Origin of the sequence: Mycolicibacterium holsaticum DSM 44478 = JCM 12374, assembly GCF_019645835.1 — a bacterium.
GTDB classification, from domain to species: Bacteria; Actinomycetota; Actinomycetes; order Mycobacteriales; family Mycobacteriaceae; genus Mycobacterium; species Mycobacterium holsaticum.
Genome location: NZ_CP080998.1, coordinates 2444929 through 2459960 on the forward strand (window position 1 = coordinate 2444929; position 15032 = coordinate 2459960).

The window sequence follows — 15032 nt, forward strand, 5'->3', positions numbered from 1 at the left end:
TCAGGTGTTCACGCACCGCGTTGAACCACCATCACGGTATGAAACGTGTTAACGCCATGAACCGGTTACTCATCGTCGGCTACGGCGCCGTCAGCTACGCCGTTTTCGTGCTCGCCTTCCTGTATGCCATCGGGTTCGTCGGCGACATCGGTGTCCCGCGCACCGTGTCGCACGGGATCCCCGCGCCGCTCGCCCAAGCGCTGGCGATCAACGTGGCGCTGCTCGCGGTGTTCGCCGTTCAGCACAGCGTTATGGCCAGGCCGGGCTTCAAACGGTGGTGGACCAGGCTGATCCCGCAGGCCGTCGAACGCAGCACCTACGTGCTGCTGGCCAGTGCCGCGCTGCTTCTGCTGTATTGGCAGTGGCGATCGATGCCGGCGGTGCTGTGGGACGTCACGTCCACGGCGGGCCGGCTGGCGGTCTGGGCGCTGTTCTGGTTCGGGTGGGCCATGGTGTTCGCCGCGACGTTCCTGATCAACCATTTCGACCTGTTCGGGCTTCGACAGGTCTATCTGGCCTGGCGGGGACGGCCGTACACCGAGATCGCCTTTCAGGTCCGGCTGCTGTACCGGCTGGTGCGCCACCCGCTGATGCTGGGCTTCATCATCGCGTTCTGGGCGGCGCCGACGATGACGGCCGGGCGGCTGCTGTTCGCGGCGGTCACCACCGGCTACATCCTGGTGGCGATCCGACTCGAGGAGCGCGACCTGACCGCCACGCTCGGCGCGGACTACCACGCCTACCGCCGGCGCGTGCCGATGCTGGTGCCGCGGGTGAGCACACCGCACCCGGCGACAGCACAGGCCCGGCGGGCAGGCCCGGAAATCGCGTAGACGCACGCGAGGTCGGTCACGTTCAATGCATTGGTGAGTGCCACGCAGGCCCGCACCGGTGCGTTGATGGCGATGACGTCGATGCTGTCTGTCCAACTGGGGCTGGCCATCGCCGTCACCTTGATCGACCGCATCGGTGTCGAAGGGGCGGCCTGGTTACGCCTGGTCTGGGCCGGCGTGCTGATCCTCGTCATCGTGCGGCCCCGCATCGCGGCGTTCACCTGGGCGACGTTCGGCATCTGCGCGGCGCTCGGTGTGGTCACGGCGGGGATCACGCTGCTGTTCATGGCCGCGCTCGATCGCATCCCGATGGGCACGGCAAGCGCCATCGAATTCCTGGGACCGCTCGGAGTCGCCGTGGCCTACGGCAGGGGCCGTGACCGGATGGTCTGGCCAGGGCTGGCCGCGCTGGGTGTGGCGCTGCTGACCCGGCCGTGGGACGGTGCCGTCGACGTCGCCGGGGTGCTGTACGCGCTGGGGGCCGCGGTCTGCTGGGCCGGATACATCCTGTTGACCCAGCGCGTCGGCGACAAGGTCGCGGGCATCAACGGGTTGGCGGTGTCGATGCCGGTGGCTGCCCTGGTGACCACCGCCGCCGTTGGGCCACTGGTGATTCCGAGGATGACGGTGGATATCCTGCTGATCGGCATCGGCCTTGCCATCCTGCTGCCCGTGCTGCCGTTCGCCCTGGAGATGCTGGCTTTTGCGGCGCCTGATCACCGCGGCGTTCGGCACGCTGATGGCGCTCGAACCGGCATTCGCGATGCTGGTCGGCCTGGCGGTGCTGCACCAGGTACCGCATGGCCTCGGCGTGGTCGGCATCTGCTTCGTGGTGGCCGCAGGCATCGGGGCAGCCCGCAGAGGCGCCCGGCCCGCACCCGTACCCGCCGAAGTCGGGTCGTAGGACGCTAAGCGTCGATTCGTTTGCGCCGGTACAACGTTCCCGCGGCCAGCAGCACCAGGCTGATCACCAGGATCGCCGTGGCCAGCACGTTGATCTGCGGCGGCACCGCCGCCTTCACCGCCGCGTTCACATACAACGGATAGGTCACCGCGGACCCGCTGACGAAATAGGTGATGATGAAATCGTCGAGCGACAACGCGAACGACAACATCGCGGCCGCGACGATGCCGGGGGCCACCAGCGGCAGCGTCACCTTGAAGAACGTCCGGGTCGGGCTGGCGCCCAGATCCAGCGACGCGTCCTCCAGTGTCCAGTCGAAACCGCGGACCCGCGCACGAACCGTCATTGCGATGAAGCTCACCTCGAACGCGATGTGCGCCAATACGATCGTGAGATAGCCGGTGGCCCACCCCAGGTCGAGGAACAGCACCAGCAGCGCGGCTCCCATGACGACCTCGGGTGCGGTCAGCGGCAACACCAGGAAGGTGTCCACCGCCCGCTGCCCCCGCCACCGTTGCCGGACAAGGGCGATGGCCACCAGCGACCCCAGCACCAGCGCGACGGCGGTGGACACCGCGGCGACGTTGATGCTCAGCAGCAGCGCCTCGGTCAGCGCCGGATACTTGAACGGGTCGGCCCAGTTGTCCAGCGTGAAACCCTGCCAGGTGTAGTTGAACTTGCCCTTCGGGTCGTTGAACGAGAAAAACACGATCACGAAGATCGGCAGGAACAGGTACAGCAACACCAGACCGGCGACGATCCGCAGCAAGATGTCGCCCCACTTGCGGTCGCCCTTAACGGATTTCGCCGGCGCTGGACTGGTCGCCGAGGCCACCGCCTGGATCGTCATACCAGCTCCTCGGTGCCCAGCGCGCGGGTGTAGAGCAGCACGCCCGCCAGGATGATCGCCATCAGCACCATGCTCAGCGCGGCGGCCGCCGGGTAGTCCTTGACCACCAGGAACTGCTGCTGGATCACGTTGCCGATCATCGTGGTCTGCGTGCTGCCGAGGTAGTCGGCGTTGATGAAGTCACCGGAAGCCGGGATGAAGACCAGCAGGCTGCCTGCCAGCAGACCCGGCATCGACAGCGGCAGCACCACTTTGGTGAAGCTGCGGGCGTTCGACGAGTACAGGTCCCTGGAGGCCTCGATCAGCCGCGGGTCGATCTTGTCCAGGCTCACATACAGCGGCAGGATCATGAAGATGATCCAGTTGTAGGTCAGCCCGCCGATCACCGCCCAGCTCGTCGAGAGCAGCCGCCCGTCGCTCGGAAGCAGGCCGACGGCACCCAACGCGCTGACCACCCAGCCGTCGTCGGCCAGGATCGTTTTCCACGCGATGGTGCGGATCAGGAACGTCACGAAGAACGGCAACAGCACCAGGCCCAAGATCAGGTTCTTGAACCGACCCGCCTTGAACGCGATGACGTACGCCAGCGGATACGCCAGCAGCACGCACAGCACCGTCGCGGTGATCGCATAGCCGAACGAACGCAGGATCTGGTCTTGATACTTGCTGAATGCTTCGACATAGTTCGCGAAATCCCACGAAAACGTCAGGGTGGGAAGGAAGATCGACCCGCTGGTCGTCGACAACGATATGCGCGCCAGCGAGAAGAACGGTATGACGAAGAACACCGCGAGGTACACCATCGCGGGCAGGATCATCAGATACGGGGCGATCCTGCTGCGCTGCCGACCGCTGACGGCGACGCCCGCCATCGGCTAACCGCCGGTGACCGCGGCGTACATGGCGGCGTACTCCTGCTTCTGCTCATCGGCGAGCGGTGCCCACGCGGTGATCCTGTCGATGATGGCCTTCGGCGGGTTGATCAGCTGATTCTTCGCCAACCCCGGGTCGATCGTGTTCAGCTCGTCGGTCATGTCCGAGAGTACGGGCACGAACTGTGTGAACGCGATGAGCTTGGCGTAGTTGGGGCGTTCGTAGACGTAGTCGATCCACGCCTCGGCCGCCGGCTGATTCTTCGTCGTGTACGGGATCACCATGTTGTCGACGAAGTCGGTGCCGCCGGACTCGGGCACCACGAACTGCAGATCGGGGTCATCGGCCTGCAGTTGCACCACGTCGCCCGAATACGCTTGCGCGATCACGACATTGCCGGCGGCCAGGTCCTCGGCGTAGTCGTTGCCGGTGAAGCGGCGGATCTGGCCTTTGTCCTTCTGGTCGCGGACCACGTCGACGGCCTTCTGCACCGATTCGGTGGTGGGCGCCCCCGGATCGCCGCCCTGACCCAGCATGATCATGCCCAGCCCGTCCTGCACATCGGAGAGCAGGCTCACCTGCCCCTTGAACTTCGGGTCCCACAAGTCGTCGAGCGTGGTGATGTCGCGGCCGGTGGCTGCCCGGTTGTATGCCAACCCCACCATGCCGGTCATGTAGGGCGCGCTGAATTTTCGGCCCGGATCCATCTGCGCGTTCAGCATGTCGGGGCGCAGATTCTTTTTGTTCGGTATGGCACCTTCGGTGAAGTCGTTGAGCCAGTTGAGGTTGCGGATCTGCACCGTCATGAACGCGGTCGGCACCACCAGGTCGGCGCCGATGTCCTGTTTACGCGACAGCGGTTCCTTGACCTTGGCGAACCACTCCTCGTTGTCGTTGAAGTCCTCCTTGTAGTCCACGGTGATCCCCGAGGCGTCCTGGAACGCCGCGATGAAACCGTCGGCCATGTATAGCGGCCAGTTGGAGATGCGTAAGGTGCCACCGGCCGGGCCGCCGGTGTGGGAGGTGGTTTCCGATGTGCCGCTGTCGGATCCGCACGCCGCCAAGAACGACGGGCCCAGCACCATCGCGGCCGCGGCCGCGGCGCCGCCACCGATGAAGCGGCGCCGTGAGGTGCGGTTCGTCGCGAACCGCGACATCAACCGGGGATCGAATGCCTCGAGGTGAGACGGCATGACGGCTGCGCCTTTCGTCGGTGTGCCGGCGGACAGGTGGGTCAATGTTGCGGCGTCTCGAGCATCTCTTGGAGGTCCTCGGCAGTGGGGATGTCGGCGGCAGGAAGGACCAGCGACGAGTCCGGCGCCCAGCAGACGTGCACGTGGTCACCGGGTCGGAGCAGTGGAAGGTCCTGTTCGGGTCCGATGTGCGCGACGATCGGCGAACCGTCGGCGGCGGCGAGCGACAGCCGCACCACCGGTCCCTGGAACGTCAGGTCGGTCACCGTCGCACCCACCGTCGCGATGTCGCCGGTCGGGGCGTCCATCGAGACCCGAATACGCTCGGGACGCACCATCAGCGTCGCGTGACCGCCGGGTTCGATGGTGGTGTCACCCGGTCGGGCCTTCAGCGTCGTGCCCAGCACGTCGACCTCGACGAAGTCCCGGTTCGCGCGCCCGGTCCTGGTGCCGGCCCACAAATTGGCCTGACCGATGAAGCTGGCGACGAACACCGTTGCGGGCCGGTCGTAAATCTCTGTGGGCGTGCCGATCTGGTCGACATTGCCTGCGTTCATCACCGCGATCCGGTCGCTCATCGTCAACGCCTCCTCCTGGTCGTGGGTCACGTAGACGAACGTGATCCCGACCTCGCGTTGAATGCGTTTGAGCTCGAACTGCATCACCTGGCGCAGCTTGAGATCGAGTGCGCCGAGCGGTTCGTCGAGCAGCAGCGCGCTGGGATAGTTGACCAGTGCCCGGGCCAACGCCACGCGCTGCTGTTGGCCGCCGGACAGTTGGGCGGGTCTGCGCTCGGCGAAGTCGGTCAGCCGCACGATCTCCAACAACTCATCGACGCGCTTGCGGACCGTGCCTTTTCCGTGGGCCTTGTCCATCTTCCTGCTGCGCGGCCCGTAGGCGACGTTGTCCCACACCGACATGTGCGGAAACAGCGCATAGTGCTGAAAGACCGTGTTCACGTTGCGCTTGTGCGGCGGGACCCGCGACACGTCGACACCTTCCAACCGGATCGCACCTTCGGTCGGGCTGTCGAACCCGGCGATCATCCGCAACGTCGTGGTCTTACCGCACCCCGACGGGCCGAGCAGTGAGAAAAACTCGCCGGATGCGATGGAGAAGTCGGCTTCAGCAACCGCGATGTAGTTTCCGAAGCGCTTCGTGACGTGGTCAATCTCGACAACCGGACCACCCGTGGCGCGCGCGGTGCCGCCTTGTCCCGCCGCATTGTTTACCGCGGTGGTGTGTGAGCCGGTCAGCGGGATCCTCCTCAGTACAGCCGGAAAGCTGTGGGTAAACAATCGCCGATCGACCGGACCTGCGCAAGTGATTCCGCAACGAATTTACGCAATGACAATGGAATCCTTCGCCGGCGGCGCACACCCCCAAAGAATCCACCACGCCCGGTGTCCGCGATCGCGTTCGTTTACCCGGGCCCCGTTGTCGGGTAGGGATAGGGCATGGCAACGGTGGACGTGGCGGTGTCGTCGGACTTGACCCCCGAGCAGGCGTGGGCGCTCGCCTCGAACCTGAGGCGCTTTGACGAGTGGCTGACCATCTTCGGCGGCTGGCGCAGCGACGTGCCCGAAGATATCGAGGTCGGCACGTGTGTGTCGTCGCTGATCAGGGTCAAGGGTTTCCGCAACGTCATCCATTGGCGGGTGACGCGCTACGACGAGCCCAAGCTGATCGAGCTGATCGGTAAGGGGCGCGGCGGGGTGTGTATCCGGCTGTGTCTGCACGTCGAGAGCCGCGAGGTGGGTACAACGTTTCGGGTGGTGGCCGAACTGTCCGGCGGCCTGCTCAACACCCCGATCGGAAACCTGGTCGCCAAGGTGGTCGAGTCCGACGTGCGCAAGTCGGTGAACAACCTCGCGGCGTTGCGTTAGCCCCACTCGTGGTTCATGGCGCGTGTCTCACACTGCGCCTCAAGGGATTTCGTACCTCGCCTGCGGGGACCCGTGAACGCGATGAGGGCTAGCGCCAGGGCGGCGGTGATCGCCCCGCCGAGGAAGATCGCGACATAGCTGCTCTGCACGGGCACGTCGAAGCCGGCCATCGTGCGGGCCAGCAGCATGGCGACCACGGCCGCGGCCGTCGAGCTGCCGATGGTGCGGGCGATCGCATTCATGCTCGTGGCCGCGCCCGTCTCGTCGGCGTCGACCTCGCTGACGACCAGCGCGGGCAGCGCGCCGTAGCCCAGGCTGATGTAGGCGTTGGCAAGGATGCTGGCCACGATCACCTGCCAGGCCTGCGAATGCGCAAACGCGACGAACGAGAACCCCGCGATACCGGCGATGGCCGCGACGATGAGCACCGGGCGGGCGCCGAACCGGTCGATGAACCTGCCGCTGGCCATCGCCACCAGAAAGCCGGTGACCGCGCCGGGCAGCAGGTACACCACACTGGCTTCCAACACCGTTGCGCTGAAGCCGTAACCGGCGGTTTCCCTGGGTATCTGGACGAACAGCGTCAAGCCGAGAAACGCGAAGTAAAGGCCCATCCCGACGAAGATCGTGGCCAGGTTGGTGAGCAGGATCGGGCGGCGTGCGAGCATCGCCGTCGACACCAGCGGCTGCCGGATGCGGCGTTCCCACTGCCACCAGCCGACGAGCAGGCCGATGCCGAGCGCTGCGCAGCCCAGCGTGGCCGGCGACGCCCAGCCCCACGAGTGGCCCTGGGTGATCGCCAGCAGCGCCGTCGACAGGCCGGCCGCCAGGCCTGCCGCGCCGAGCCAGTCGATGGTTCCGGTGGCGCTGCGCGGACGGTGGGGGACCAGGAACACCACGACGGCGATGACCATGATGGTGAACGCGGTGGTCAGCCAGAACACCCGGTGATAGCCCGCGTCGCCGCCGCCCATCAACAGCCCGACCACGACGAGTCCCATGCCGCCGCCGAAGCCCAACGCGCCCGACATCACCGCCATCGCCGACATCAACCGCTCACGCGACAACTCTTCGCGCAGGATCGCCACCGCGATGGGGTAGAGGGCGTAGGACGCCGCCTGAAGGATCCGGCCCACGATCAGCAGCGCCAGCGAGGACGTCGTCGCGGCCAGCAGCGATCCGACGAGCACGATCGCGAGCACCCAGAGCAGGATCCGCTTCTTGCTGTGCAGGTCGGCCAGTCGCCCGACCAACGGGGTGGCGGCCACGGCGGCCAACAGGTTCGCGGTGACCGCCCAACTCACCGCGACCGCGGAGACGTGGAGTTGTTCGGCAATGACGCCCAGCACCGGCACCACCGCCGTCTGCAGGACGGCGACGGTGATGACCACCACCGACAGCCCGGCCACCAACAGGCGCGGCGAGCGCACGGGTGGGTCCGCCACACCTGCTCCGATCGTTAGCCCATCTTCGGTTCTCCGATTATGGGGTTGAGGCGGCGCTCACACTCGCTTGACCCCCTCGGCGACCGCGCGCAGCTTGTCGGGGTTGGCGACGTTGTGCACGGTGACGATGCGGCCGTCGGCGTCCAGGGCGACGGTGATGGTGGCGATGACGCGTCCCGCGCCGCTCATGACGATGCCGGGCCCGCCGTTGATGTCGACGAGCTCGGCTGTCATATCGGCGACGTCGACGCCCTCGTAGGGCCGTTTGACGTTGCCGGCGATCCAGCGCAGCACGTTGGCGGCGCCGACGATGGGGCGCATCGCCTGGCGCACCCTGCCGCCGCCGTCGGTCCACAGCGTGACTTCTGGTGCCAGCAGTTCCATCAGCTCGTTGATGTCGCCGCCGGTGGTCGCGGCGAAGAACCGTTCGGTGGCCTCGCGCTTCTTGACGCGGTCGGCTTCGAACCGCGGCCGCCGTGCCTGCACGTGTTCGCGGGCTCGATGACCGGCCTGCCGCACCGCCGGCTCGGAGCGCTCGACGGCCTTGGCGATTTCGGCGTAGCTGAAGTCGAACACCTCTTTCAGCACGAACACCGCCCGTTCGAGCGGGCTGAGGGTTTCCAGCACCACCAGCATCGCCATCGATATCGATTCGGCGGCGACGACGTCCTCTGCGGTGTCGGTGTCGGTGAGGATCGGCTCGGGCAGCCACGGACCCACGTACGTCTCGCGTTGGCGCCGTGTCGAGCGCAGCCGCTCCACCGACAGGTTGGACACGATGCGGGACAGGTAGGCCTTCGGATCGGCGATCTGTGACCGATCGGCGGCCGACCACTTGAACCAGGCGTCCTGGACGACGTCTTCGGCGTCGGCGGCAGAGCCGAACATGCGGTAGGCGATCGAAAACAACAGTCGGCGGTGCTCGGCGAAGGTTTGCTGGTCGGTGTTCATCGCGTCGACCGGCCGCCCCGCCGCCACGTCGCCGAGCCCAGCCACGGGAAGACCCTGATCAGTCGGAAGGTCGGCCACGGGCTCGAGCTCACCGTTTCTTTGTACGCGGCGGCCAACCACCCGGCCAAGTAGAACCGGCGCGGGGTGTCGTCGGGGCGGGTGAACTGGATGACGGCATCCTTGCGTCCCAGGCTCACCGGCTGATGCACGTAGCCGAAGCGGAATGCCTTCGGGTGCTTACCTTTCAGTTCCCTGGTGATCGATGCGGCGGCGTGCATCGCGGTGGGGATGCCGCTCTGGCAGGTGCCGTGGATGACGCCATAGCCCTGCCGGATCGCGGCCGCATCGCCGACGGCGTAGACGTTGGGGTGCGACACCGACCGCAGCGACTCGTCGGTGACGATACGGCCGCGGTCGTCGACCGTCAGCCCGGCCGCTGCAGCAAGTGGTGAGACCCGCACACCGGTCGTCCACAGCACCGCCTGCGCGGCGATGACCTCGCCGTCGGCGAGCGCCACGCCGTCGGCCATCACCTTGACGATGTCCACACCGGCGCGGACCTGCACCCCGAGCCGGTTCAACCCGGCGTGCAGGCGTGCGCGGGCCTTCGCACCCATCATCGAGCCGGGGGTCTGCCTGCTCAGCAGCACCACGTCGAGCCCAGGATGCTGCTCGGCGATCTCGGCTGCCGATTCGACGCCGGTGAGCCCGCCGCCGGCCACCACGACGGTGCCGTCGGCCATCCGGTCCAGGTGCGCGGCCAGCATCGCCGCGTCCTGGCCGCTGGTCAGGCTGTAGGCGAACTCGTCGACACCGGGCACCCCGGCGGTGTCGGTGACGCTGCCCAGCGCGTAGACCAGGGTGTCGTAGCGCAGCGTGACGTCGTCGTCGATGCGCACGGTCTGCGCGGCGGCGTCGATGCCGGTGACCCAGCCTTTGACGAAGTCGACGCCGGTGCTGGTCAACCGGTCGGGGATGTGCAGGTCCTCAAGTGTCTGGCCGGACGCAATCTGGTGCAGCCGCAGCCGTTCGGTGAACCGGGTCTGCGGGTTGACCAAGGTGATGTGCACGTCGTCGCGGCGTTTCACCCGGCCCGCCAAACCTGCGGCGGCGGTCATTCCGGTGTATCCGGCGCCGAGAATCAGAACCTCTTTCATGATGCTGCCTTCCGGTCGGTATCGATGGGGGACACCCACCAGACGCATCCAGCGGCCAAACTTGTGACATCACCGCACACCATGAGTTCCACGCGTACGGGCCGTCGCACTGGGTGGTGCTGGCCGTGTTCGTCGTCGGCGCCGCGCTGCTGGTGTGGCTGGGCCGCAGGCAGAGCGAACGGCAGTCCCGGCGCTTCGGTCGCGTCGTCGGTGCGCTGACCGCGGTGGTCTACGCCGCGGTGTTGGTCTACGGGCTGGTCCCGTTCGATGTGCGGTGGTCGATGCCGCTGCAGCTGACCGACCTGGCCACCGTGGTCACCGCGTACGCGCTGTGGTCGCAGAAGCACTGGGCGTACGCGGTGACGTATTACTGGGGTCTGGTGCTGTCCGTGCAGGCGTTGATCTCACCCGCGCTGACCGGGCCGGACTTTCCGAACTACCGGTTCCTCGCGTTCTGGGCGATCCATCTGGTGGTGGTGTGGACGGCGATCTACCTCACCTGGGGCAGGGGGATGCGGCCGCGGTGGCGCAGCTACCGCTTCGTGGTGTCGGTGACGCTGGCGTGGATGGCGGTCACGATGACGTTCAACAGCGTCGCCGGATCCAACTACGGCTTCCTCAACGGCAAGCCCGCGACGGCGTCGCTGCTGGATGTGCTCGGGCCGTGGCCGTGGTACCTGGTGATCGCGGCCGCGCTGGTGTTCGCGGTGTGGGCCGCGATGACCTGGCCATGGGAGCGGGCAACCGGCAAGGTTGAGTCATGAACACGACACCACCTCTACCGGTCAACCATCACGGCGACCATCCCGGGTTCTCCGGCGTCATGGGAGCGGTGTGCGGGGTCGTCTTCCTGGCGATGGGGCCGAAGAACGCGCGTCTGGTGGTCGACCTCGCCGGGCTATCGGAGCGCGACCACGTCGTCGACATCGGCTGTGGCCCGGGAAGCGCGGTTCGCGAAGCCGCGCGGCGCGGCGCGCGGGCCACCGGCGTCGACCCTTCGTCGATGTTCCTGCGGATCGCGCGGGCCGTCACGCGCAAGTCGGCGAACGTCACGTGGGTCAAAGGCACCGCGGAGAACGTCCCGGTGCCCAGCGAGTCGGCGACAGTGCTGTGGTCGCTGGCCACGGTGCACCACTGGCAGGACGTCACCGCCGGACTGCAGGAGGCGCACCGAGTGCTGGCACCTGGTGGGCGGCTGCTTGCCATCGAGCGCCAGACCCAGCCCGGCGCGACCGGCTACGCCAGCCACGGGTGGACCCGTCAACAGGCTGAATCCTTTGCCGCGCAGTGCCGTAGCACCGGTTTCAGCGACGCGGTGATCGAGAGCAACGATGCTGGTCGGCGTCCGGTGTGGGTGGTCCGGGCCCGGCGCCCCTGAGTTTGGCGCCGCTTCGGCGCCGCTTTGGCGCCGCTTTGGCGCTGAGTGTGCGGTTTCATCCGCGACACGCCGGGCCAGGCGGATGAGATTGCACTTTCGCGGCCTGTGGATGGCGTCGCGGGTGTGGATAACCAACCCGTCGTGGCCTTGATCCGTCGTGCGGGGGTGCAAGCGTCCTGGCATGCAGACAATCGACTGGCCATTCCGCGCCGACGAAGCCCTCGACGCCGGGGCGGTGACTTTCCGCGAACTACGACGGTTTCATGCCGCGGTCTATCCGGGAGTGTGGGCGCCCGCAGGCGTCGAAATCTCCGCGGCTGCACGTGCTCGCGCGGCGTGGTTGTGGTCGCGTCGCACCGGCGTCATCGCCGGACGTTCAGCGTCGGCCGTGTTGGGCACAAAGTGGATTGAGCCGGAACTGCCTGCGGAGCTCATCCACCTCAACTGTCGACCGCCGCCGCTGTTGACCGTTCACACCGACCAACTCCTCTGCGGTGAGACGACGCATATCGCCGGTATGGCCGTGACGACGCCGGCCCGTACCGCCTTCGACGTCGGTCGACGGCTTGCGTTGCAGGACGGAGCGCAGCGGGTCGACGCCTTGATGAACGCGACCGACGTGAAGGTCGACGACATCGCCGCCGTGGCTCAGCGTCATCCAGGTGTGCGGGGGCTCAAAGCGCTGCGTCAGACGTTGGAATACGTTGACAGCGGTGCGGAGTCGCCGTACGAATCGTTGACGCGACTCCTGCTCGTGCAGGCGGGTTTTCCGCGCCCACAGACCCAGATTCCCGTCTTCGACGAGTACGGTCGCCTGCTCGCGCGGATCGACATGGGCTGGCCCGAGTACCTCGTCGGCGTCGACTTCGAGGGTGCTCACCACTGGACGGACCCCCGACAGCGCACTTGGGACGCCGAGCGCTACACCCTGCTACCTGAACTGGGCTGGACCGACTTCCGAGTGACCAGCGGCATGCTGCACAACGCTCCGCAGCGGCTCCTGGACCGGGTCGGTGCGGCGTTGATCGCCCGCGGTTGCCCCAAGACATGGTGAAACCGCACACTGGCGCGGGCGCCGAGCGGACACTGGCGGTGTGTCGTCGAGCGCGGACACCGACGTCGTCGTATTTCTGACCGGCGACGTGATGACCGGTCGCGGCATCGACCAGATCCTGCCGCATCCCGGCGATCCGACGCTGCGCGAATCCGTCGTATCGGATGCGCGAACGTATGTAGCGCTTGCCGAGCGGACCAACGGTTCGATCCCCGCTCCGGTCGACTTCGCGTGGCCGTGGGGTGATGCGGTGGCGGTCCTCGACCAGGTCCAACCCGACGTCCGCCTGATCAACCTCGAGACGAGTATCACCACCAGCGGCAAGTTCGCACCCGGCAAGGCCGTTCACTACCGGATGCATCCGGACAACATCGGATGCCTGGCCGCGATCCGACCCGATGTCTGCGCGCTGGCGAACAATCACGTCCTCGACTTCGGCCATCGCGGTCTGGCCGACACGCTGGAGGTGCTCACCCGCGCGGAAATAGGTTGTGCCGGAGTCGGTTCCGATGTCGAGCAGGCCAACGAGCCGGTAAAGGTGCCCGTGGGGGAGTCCGGGCAGGTGGTGATTGCCTCCGTCGGATCGGTGACGAGCGGCATCCCGGCGCGCTGGGCCGCTACCGGCGACCACCCCGGAGTTGCTCTGCTGCCCGATCTGTCCGGCCGGACAGCCGACGCCGTCGCCAACCGCATGCTGGCGCAAAAGCACGACGGCGATATCACGATTGCCTCGGTGCACTGGGGTTCAAACTGGGGTTACGAGGTGGAACTGGCACAGATCCGCTTCGCGCACCGGTTGATCGACGAGGGTGTCGACGTCGTGCACGGCCACTCATCGCATCATCCGCGTCCCATCGAGGTGTACCGCGGCAAGCTAATCCTCTACGGGTGCGGCGACACCGTCGACGACTACGAGGGCATCGGCAGCTACGATGCGTTTCGCCACGAGTTGCGCCTGCTGTACTTCGCGTCGATCGACCGCCGAACCGGCCGCCTTACCCGTCTTCGGATGACGCCGATGCGGATGCGGCGGATGCGTCTCGAACACGCACCCGACGACGCCGCCGAATGGTTGCGCGGAAGGCTCGAGCATATGAGCCGGCAGTTCGGCACCGCGGTACGCCGCATGGATGCCAACTTTACGGTCGGCTAGTGTCGAATACGGTCCGGCAGGCATCACCGTCAACGCGGTGCCGCCCGGCTTCATCGACACCCCGATGCTGCGCAACGCCGAAGCCAGGGGCTTCCTCGGCGACATCCAGGCGACAATCGACGCGACGCCCGTGCGCCGGATGGGAAAGCCCGAGGACATCGCCGCGGCCTGCGCCTTCCTCGCCTCCGAAGAGGCCGGCTACATCACCGGCCAGATCCTGGGCGTCAACGGCGGACGCAACACCTGATCGTGGCCGCGTTCGGCGATTGTGCGAAGATCCGCAAATGAGCACGGAACCGGCGCATTTCACGCGGACCGACGACGGCGCGTACCTGCCGACGCCCTTTGCCCAGAGCCATTGGGGTGACGATCACCTCAACGGCCCGGCGGTCGTCGGCTTGGTGGCCCGGGTGTTGGAGACCCAATGCGGGTCCGACGACTTCATGCCTGCGCGGCTGACGGTCGACCTGTTCAAGGCTGCACGTGGGGTGCCGACCACCGTCGAGGTGCGGGTGGTGCGCGATGGCCGACGGGTACGCAGCGCGGAATGCGATGTGCGCCAAGATGGTAAGGCGGTAGCACGGGCAACACTGCTGCAGTACCGGCGCTCGTCCGCACCGCCGGGTGAGCAGTGGATCGCACCGGTATCGGTACCGAAGTCACCGCCGCCTGACGGTGAAACCCTGCCGTACATCGGCAGCGAGGAAGCCGGATGGACGCGCTCGCCGTCGGTGCATCAGAACGCCTCGCGCAAATGCTTCTTCAACGACGGGATCGATGTCGTTGCCGGAAAGAAGAACTCACCGTTTGTGCGGGCCGTGATGGTCGCCGAGTCGACCAGCCTGGTGACGAACCTCGGCACCAAGGGGATCGGGTACATCAACGGCGACCTCACGGTGGCGCTGTCGCGCCTTCCGCTCGACGACTGGCTCGCCGTGCAGGCCGACTCGCATTGGGCGGCCGATGGAATCGCGGTGGGCACCGCGACGTTGTTCGACCACCAAGGTCCCTTCGGGTCCGGGATGGTGACCGCGGTGGCCAACCCGGCCGCGCAGATCGACTTCAGCAACCGGCAGTTCCCGGTCGCCGAACTCAACTACGAATAGCGTGACCGCCAGACCACGCCGACGCAGGCCTCCGGTGGCAAGGTGTGCGTGTTCGCGGATGGGCGAGGATTGACCCGCTGGCCAGCCGATGCGGTTCAGTAGTTGTTTGCAACGGATCCTGACAGCGAATAGCTGCCCTACGCGCGGCGGCCTTCAGCGCAGATCGAATACGAATTCAGCCGTGCTGCACTAAAAGTGGGGTAGTGGATTACCCCATACCCCCTGACTCGCCGCCGCAATACTGCGAAC

At 66.8% G+C, this 15032-nt stretch carries 14 protein-coding genes and 2 pseudogenes; 9 read left to right on the top strand and 7 right to left on the bottom strand.

Annotated elements, in window-relative coordinates; all coding sequences use genetic code 11:
* Positions 1-56 precede the first annotated feature (56 nt).
* Both mddA and K3U96_RS11765 read left to right on the top strand, forming a co-directional pair.
* Positions 57-833, top strand: coding sequence for a methanethiol S-methyltransferase (gene mddA, locus K3U96_RS11760; protein WP_220693495.1), 777 nt, complete (start codon positions 57-59; stop codon positions 831-833).
* Positions 834-899: 66 nt separating this feature from the next.
* Positions 900-1737: pseudogene (locus tag K3U96_RS11765) on the top strand (EamA family transporter).
* A 4-nt stretch (positions 1738-1741) separates the two neighbouring features.
* On the opposite strand, the gene K3U96_RS11770 reads toward K3U96_RS11765, so the two are convergent.
* From K3U96_RS11770 to K3U96_RS11785, 4 genes are read right to left on the bottom strand one after another with little or no spacing between them, the layout of a single operon-like run.
* Positions 1742-2587: an ABC transporter permease gene (locus K3U96_RS11770; protein ID WP_220693129.1), complete on the bottom strand. Its 846-nt coding sequence runs from the start codon at positions 2585-2587 to the stop codon at positions 1742-1744.
* Positions 2584-3459 carry an ABC transporter permease gene (locus tag K3U96_RS11775; protein WP_220693130.1) on the bottom strand — a complete coding sequence of 292 codons (876 nt, stop codon included), beginning with the start codon at positions 3457-3459 and terminating at the stop codon, positions 2584-2586. Before K3U96_RS11775 ends, K3U96_RS11770 begins: the two co-directional genes overlap by 4 nt.
* 3 nt (positions 3460-3462) lie before the next feature.
* Positions 3463-4653, bottom strand: a complete 1191-nt coding sequence (locus K3U96_RS11780; protein WP_220693131.1) for a polyamine ABC transporter substrate-binding protein — start codon at positions 4651-4653, stop codon at positions 3463-3465.
* A gap of 41 nt (positions 4654-4694) precedes the next feature.
* Positions 4695-5792, bottom strand: coding sequence for an ABC transporter ATP-binding protein (locus K3U96_RS11785; RefSeq protein ID WP_308206803.1), 1098 nt, complete (start codon positions 5790-5792; stop codon positions 4695-4697).
* A 318-nt stretch (positions 5793-6110) separates the two neighbouring features.
* Between K3U96_RS11785 and K3U96_RS11790 the strand changes: the two genes are divergently transcribed.
* Complete coding sequence (locus tag K3U96_RS11790) at positions 6111-6539, top strand: type II toxin-antitoxin system Rv0910 family toxin (protein WP_069404169.1); 429 nt, start codon at positions 6111-6113, stop codon at positions 6537-6539.
* Here the strand turns inward: K3U96_RS11790 and K3U96_RS11795 are convergent.
* Genes K3U96_RS11795 through K3U96_RS11805 form a run of 3 tightly spaced genes read right to left on the bottom strand, consistent with a single transcriptional unit; the run spans position 6536 to position 10092 of the window.
* Complete coding sequence (locus K3U96_RS11795) at positions 6536-7984, bottom strand: MFS transporter (RefSeq protein WP_230982432.1); 1449 nt, start codon at positions 7982-7984, stop codon at positions 6536-6538. The two genes, K3U96_RS11790 and K3U96_RS11795, sit on opposite strands and share 4 nt — an antisense overlap.
* Before the next feature lie 57 nt (positions 7985-8041).
* Positions 8042-8980: an RNA polymerase sigma-70 factor gene (locus K3U96_RS11800; RefSeq protein ID WP_230982433.1), complete on the bottom strand. Its 939-nt coding sequence runs from the start codon at positions 8978-8980 to the stop codon at positions 8042-8044.
* Positions 8932-10092, bottom strand: a complete 1161-nt coding sequence (locus K3U96_RS11805; RefSeq protein WP_220693132.1) for an NAD(P)/FAD-dependent oxidoreductase — start codon at positions 10090-10092, stop codon at positions 8932-8934. The genes K3U96_RS11800 and K3U96_RS11805 overlap by 49 nt, the downstream gene beginning before the upstream one ends.
* A gap of 68 nt (positions 10093-10160) precedes the next feature.
* On the opposite strand from K3U96_RS11805, the gene K3U96_RS11810 reads away from it, so the two are divergent.
* The 6 genes and pseudogenes from K3U96_RS11810 to K3U96_RS11835 all read left to right on the top strand — a co-directional run bounded on the left by K3U96_RS11810 (position 10161) and on the right by K3U96_RS11835 (position 14783).
* Positions 10161-10856 (top strand): YwaF family protein, encoded by a 696-nt coding sequence (locus tag K3U96_RS11810; protein ID WP_069404166.1) that lies wholly within the window; start codon positions 10161-10163, stop codon positions 10854-10856.
* Complete coding sequence (locus tag K3U96_RS11815; protein WP_069404165.1) at positions 10853-11470, top strand: class I SAM-dependent methyltransferase; 618 nt, start codon at positions 10853-10855, stop codon at positions 11468-11470. Before K3U96_RS11810 ends, K3U96_RS11815 begins: the two co-directional genes overlap by 4 nt.
* Before the next feature lie 181 nt (positions 11471-11651).
* The gene (locus tag K3U96_RS11820; protein WP_220693133.1) at positions 11652-12524 is read left to right on the top strand and encodes a type IV toxin-antitoxin system AbiEi family antitoxin; all 873 of its coding nucleotides are present in this window, start codon (positions 11652-11654) and stop codon (positions 12522-12524) included.
* A gap of 40 nt (positions 12525-12564) precedes the next feature.
* Positions 12565-13677 carry a CapA family protein gene (locus K3U96_RS11825; RefSeq protein WP_220693134.1) on the top strand — a complete coding sequence of 371 codons (1113 nt, stop codon included), beginning with the start codon at positions 12565-12567 and terminating at the stop codon, positions 13675-13677.
* A gap of 1 nt (position 13678) precedes the next feature.
* Positions 13679-13924, top strand: a pseudogene (locus tag K3U96_RS11830) (SDR family oxidoreductase); the annotation flags it as partial.
* A 37-nt stretch (positions 13925-13961) separates the two neighbouring features.
* On the top strand, positions 13962-14783 hold the full coding sequence (locus tag K3U96_RS11835; protein WP_220693135.1) for an acyl-CoA thioesterase domain-containing protein: 822 nt from the start codon (positions 13962-13964) through the stop codon (positions 14781-14783).
* The last annotated feature ends 249 nt before the right edge of the window (positions 14784-15032 follow it).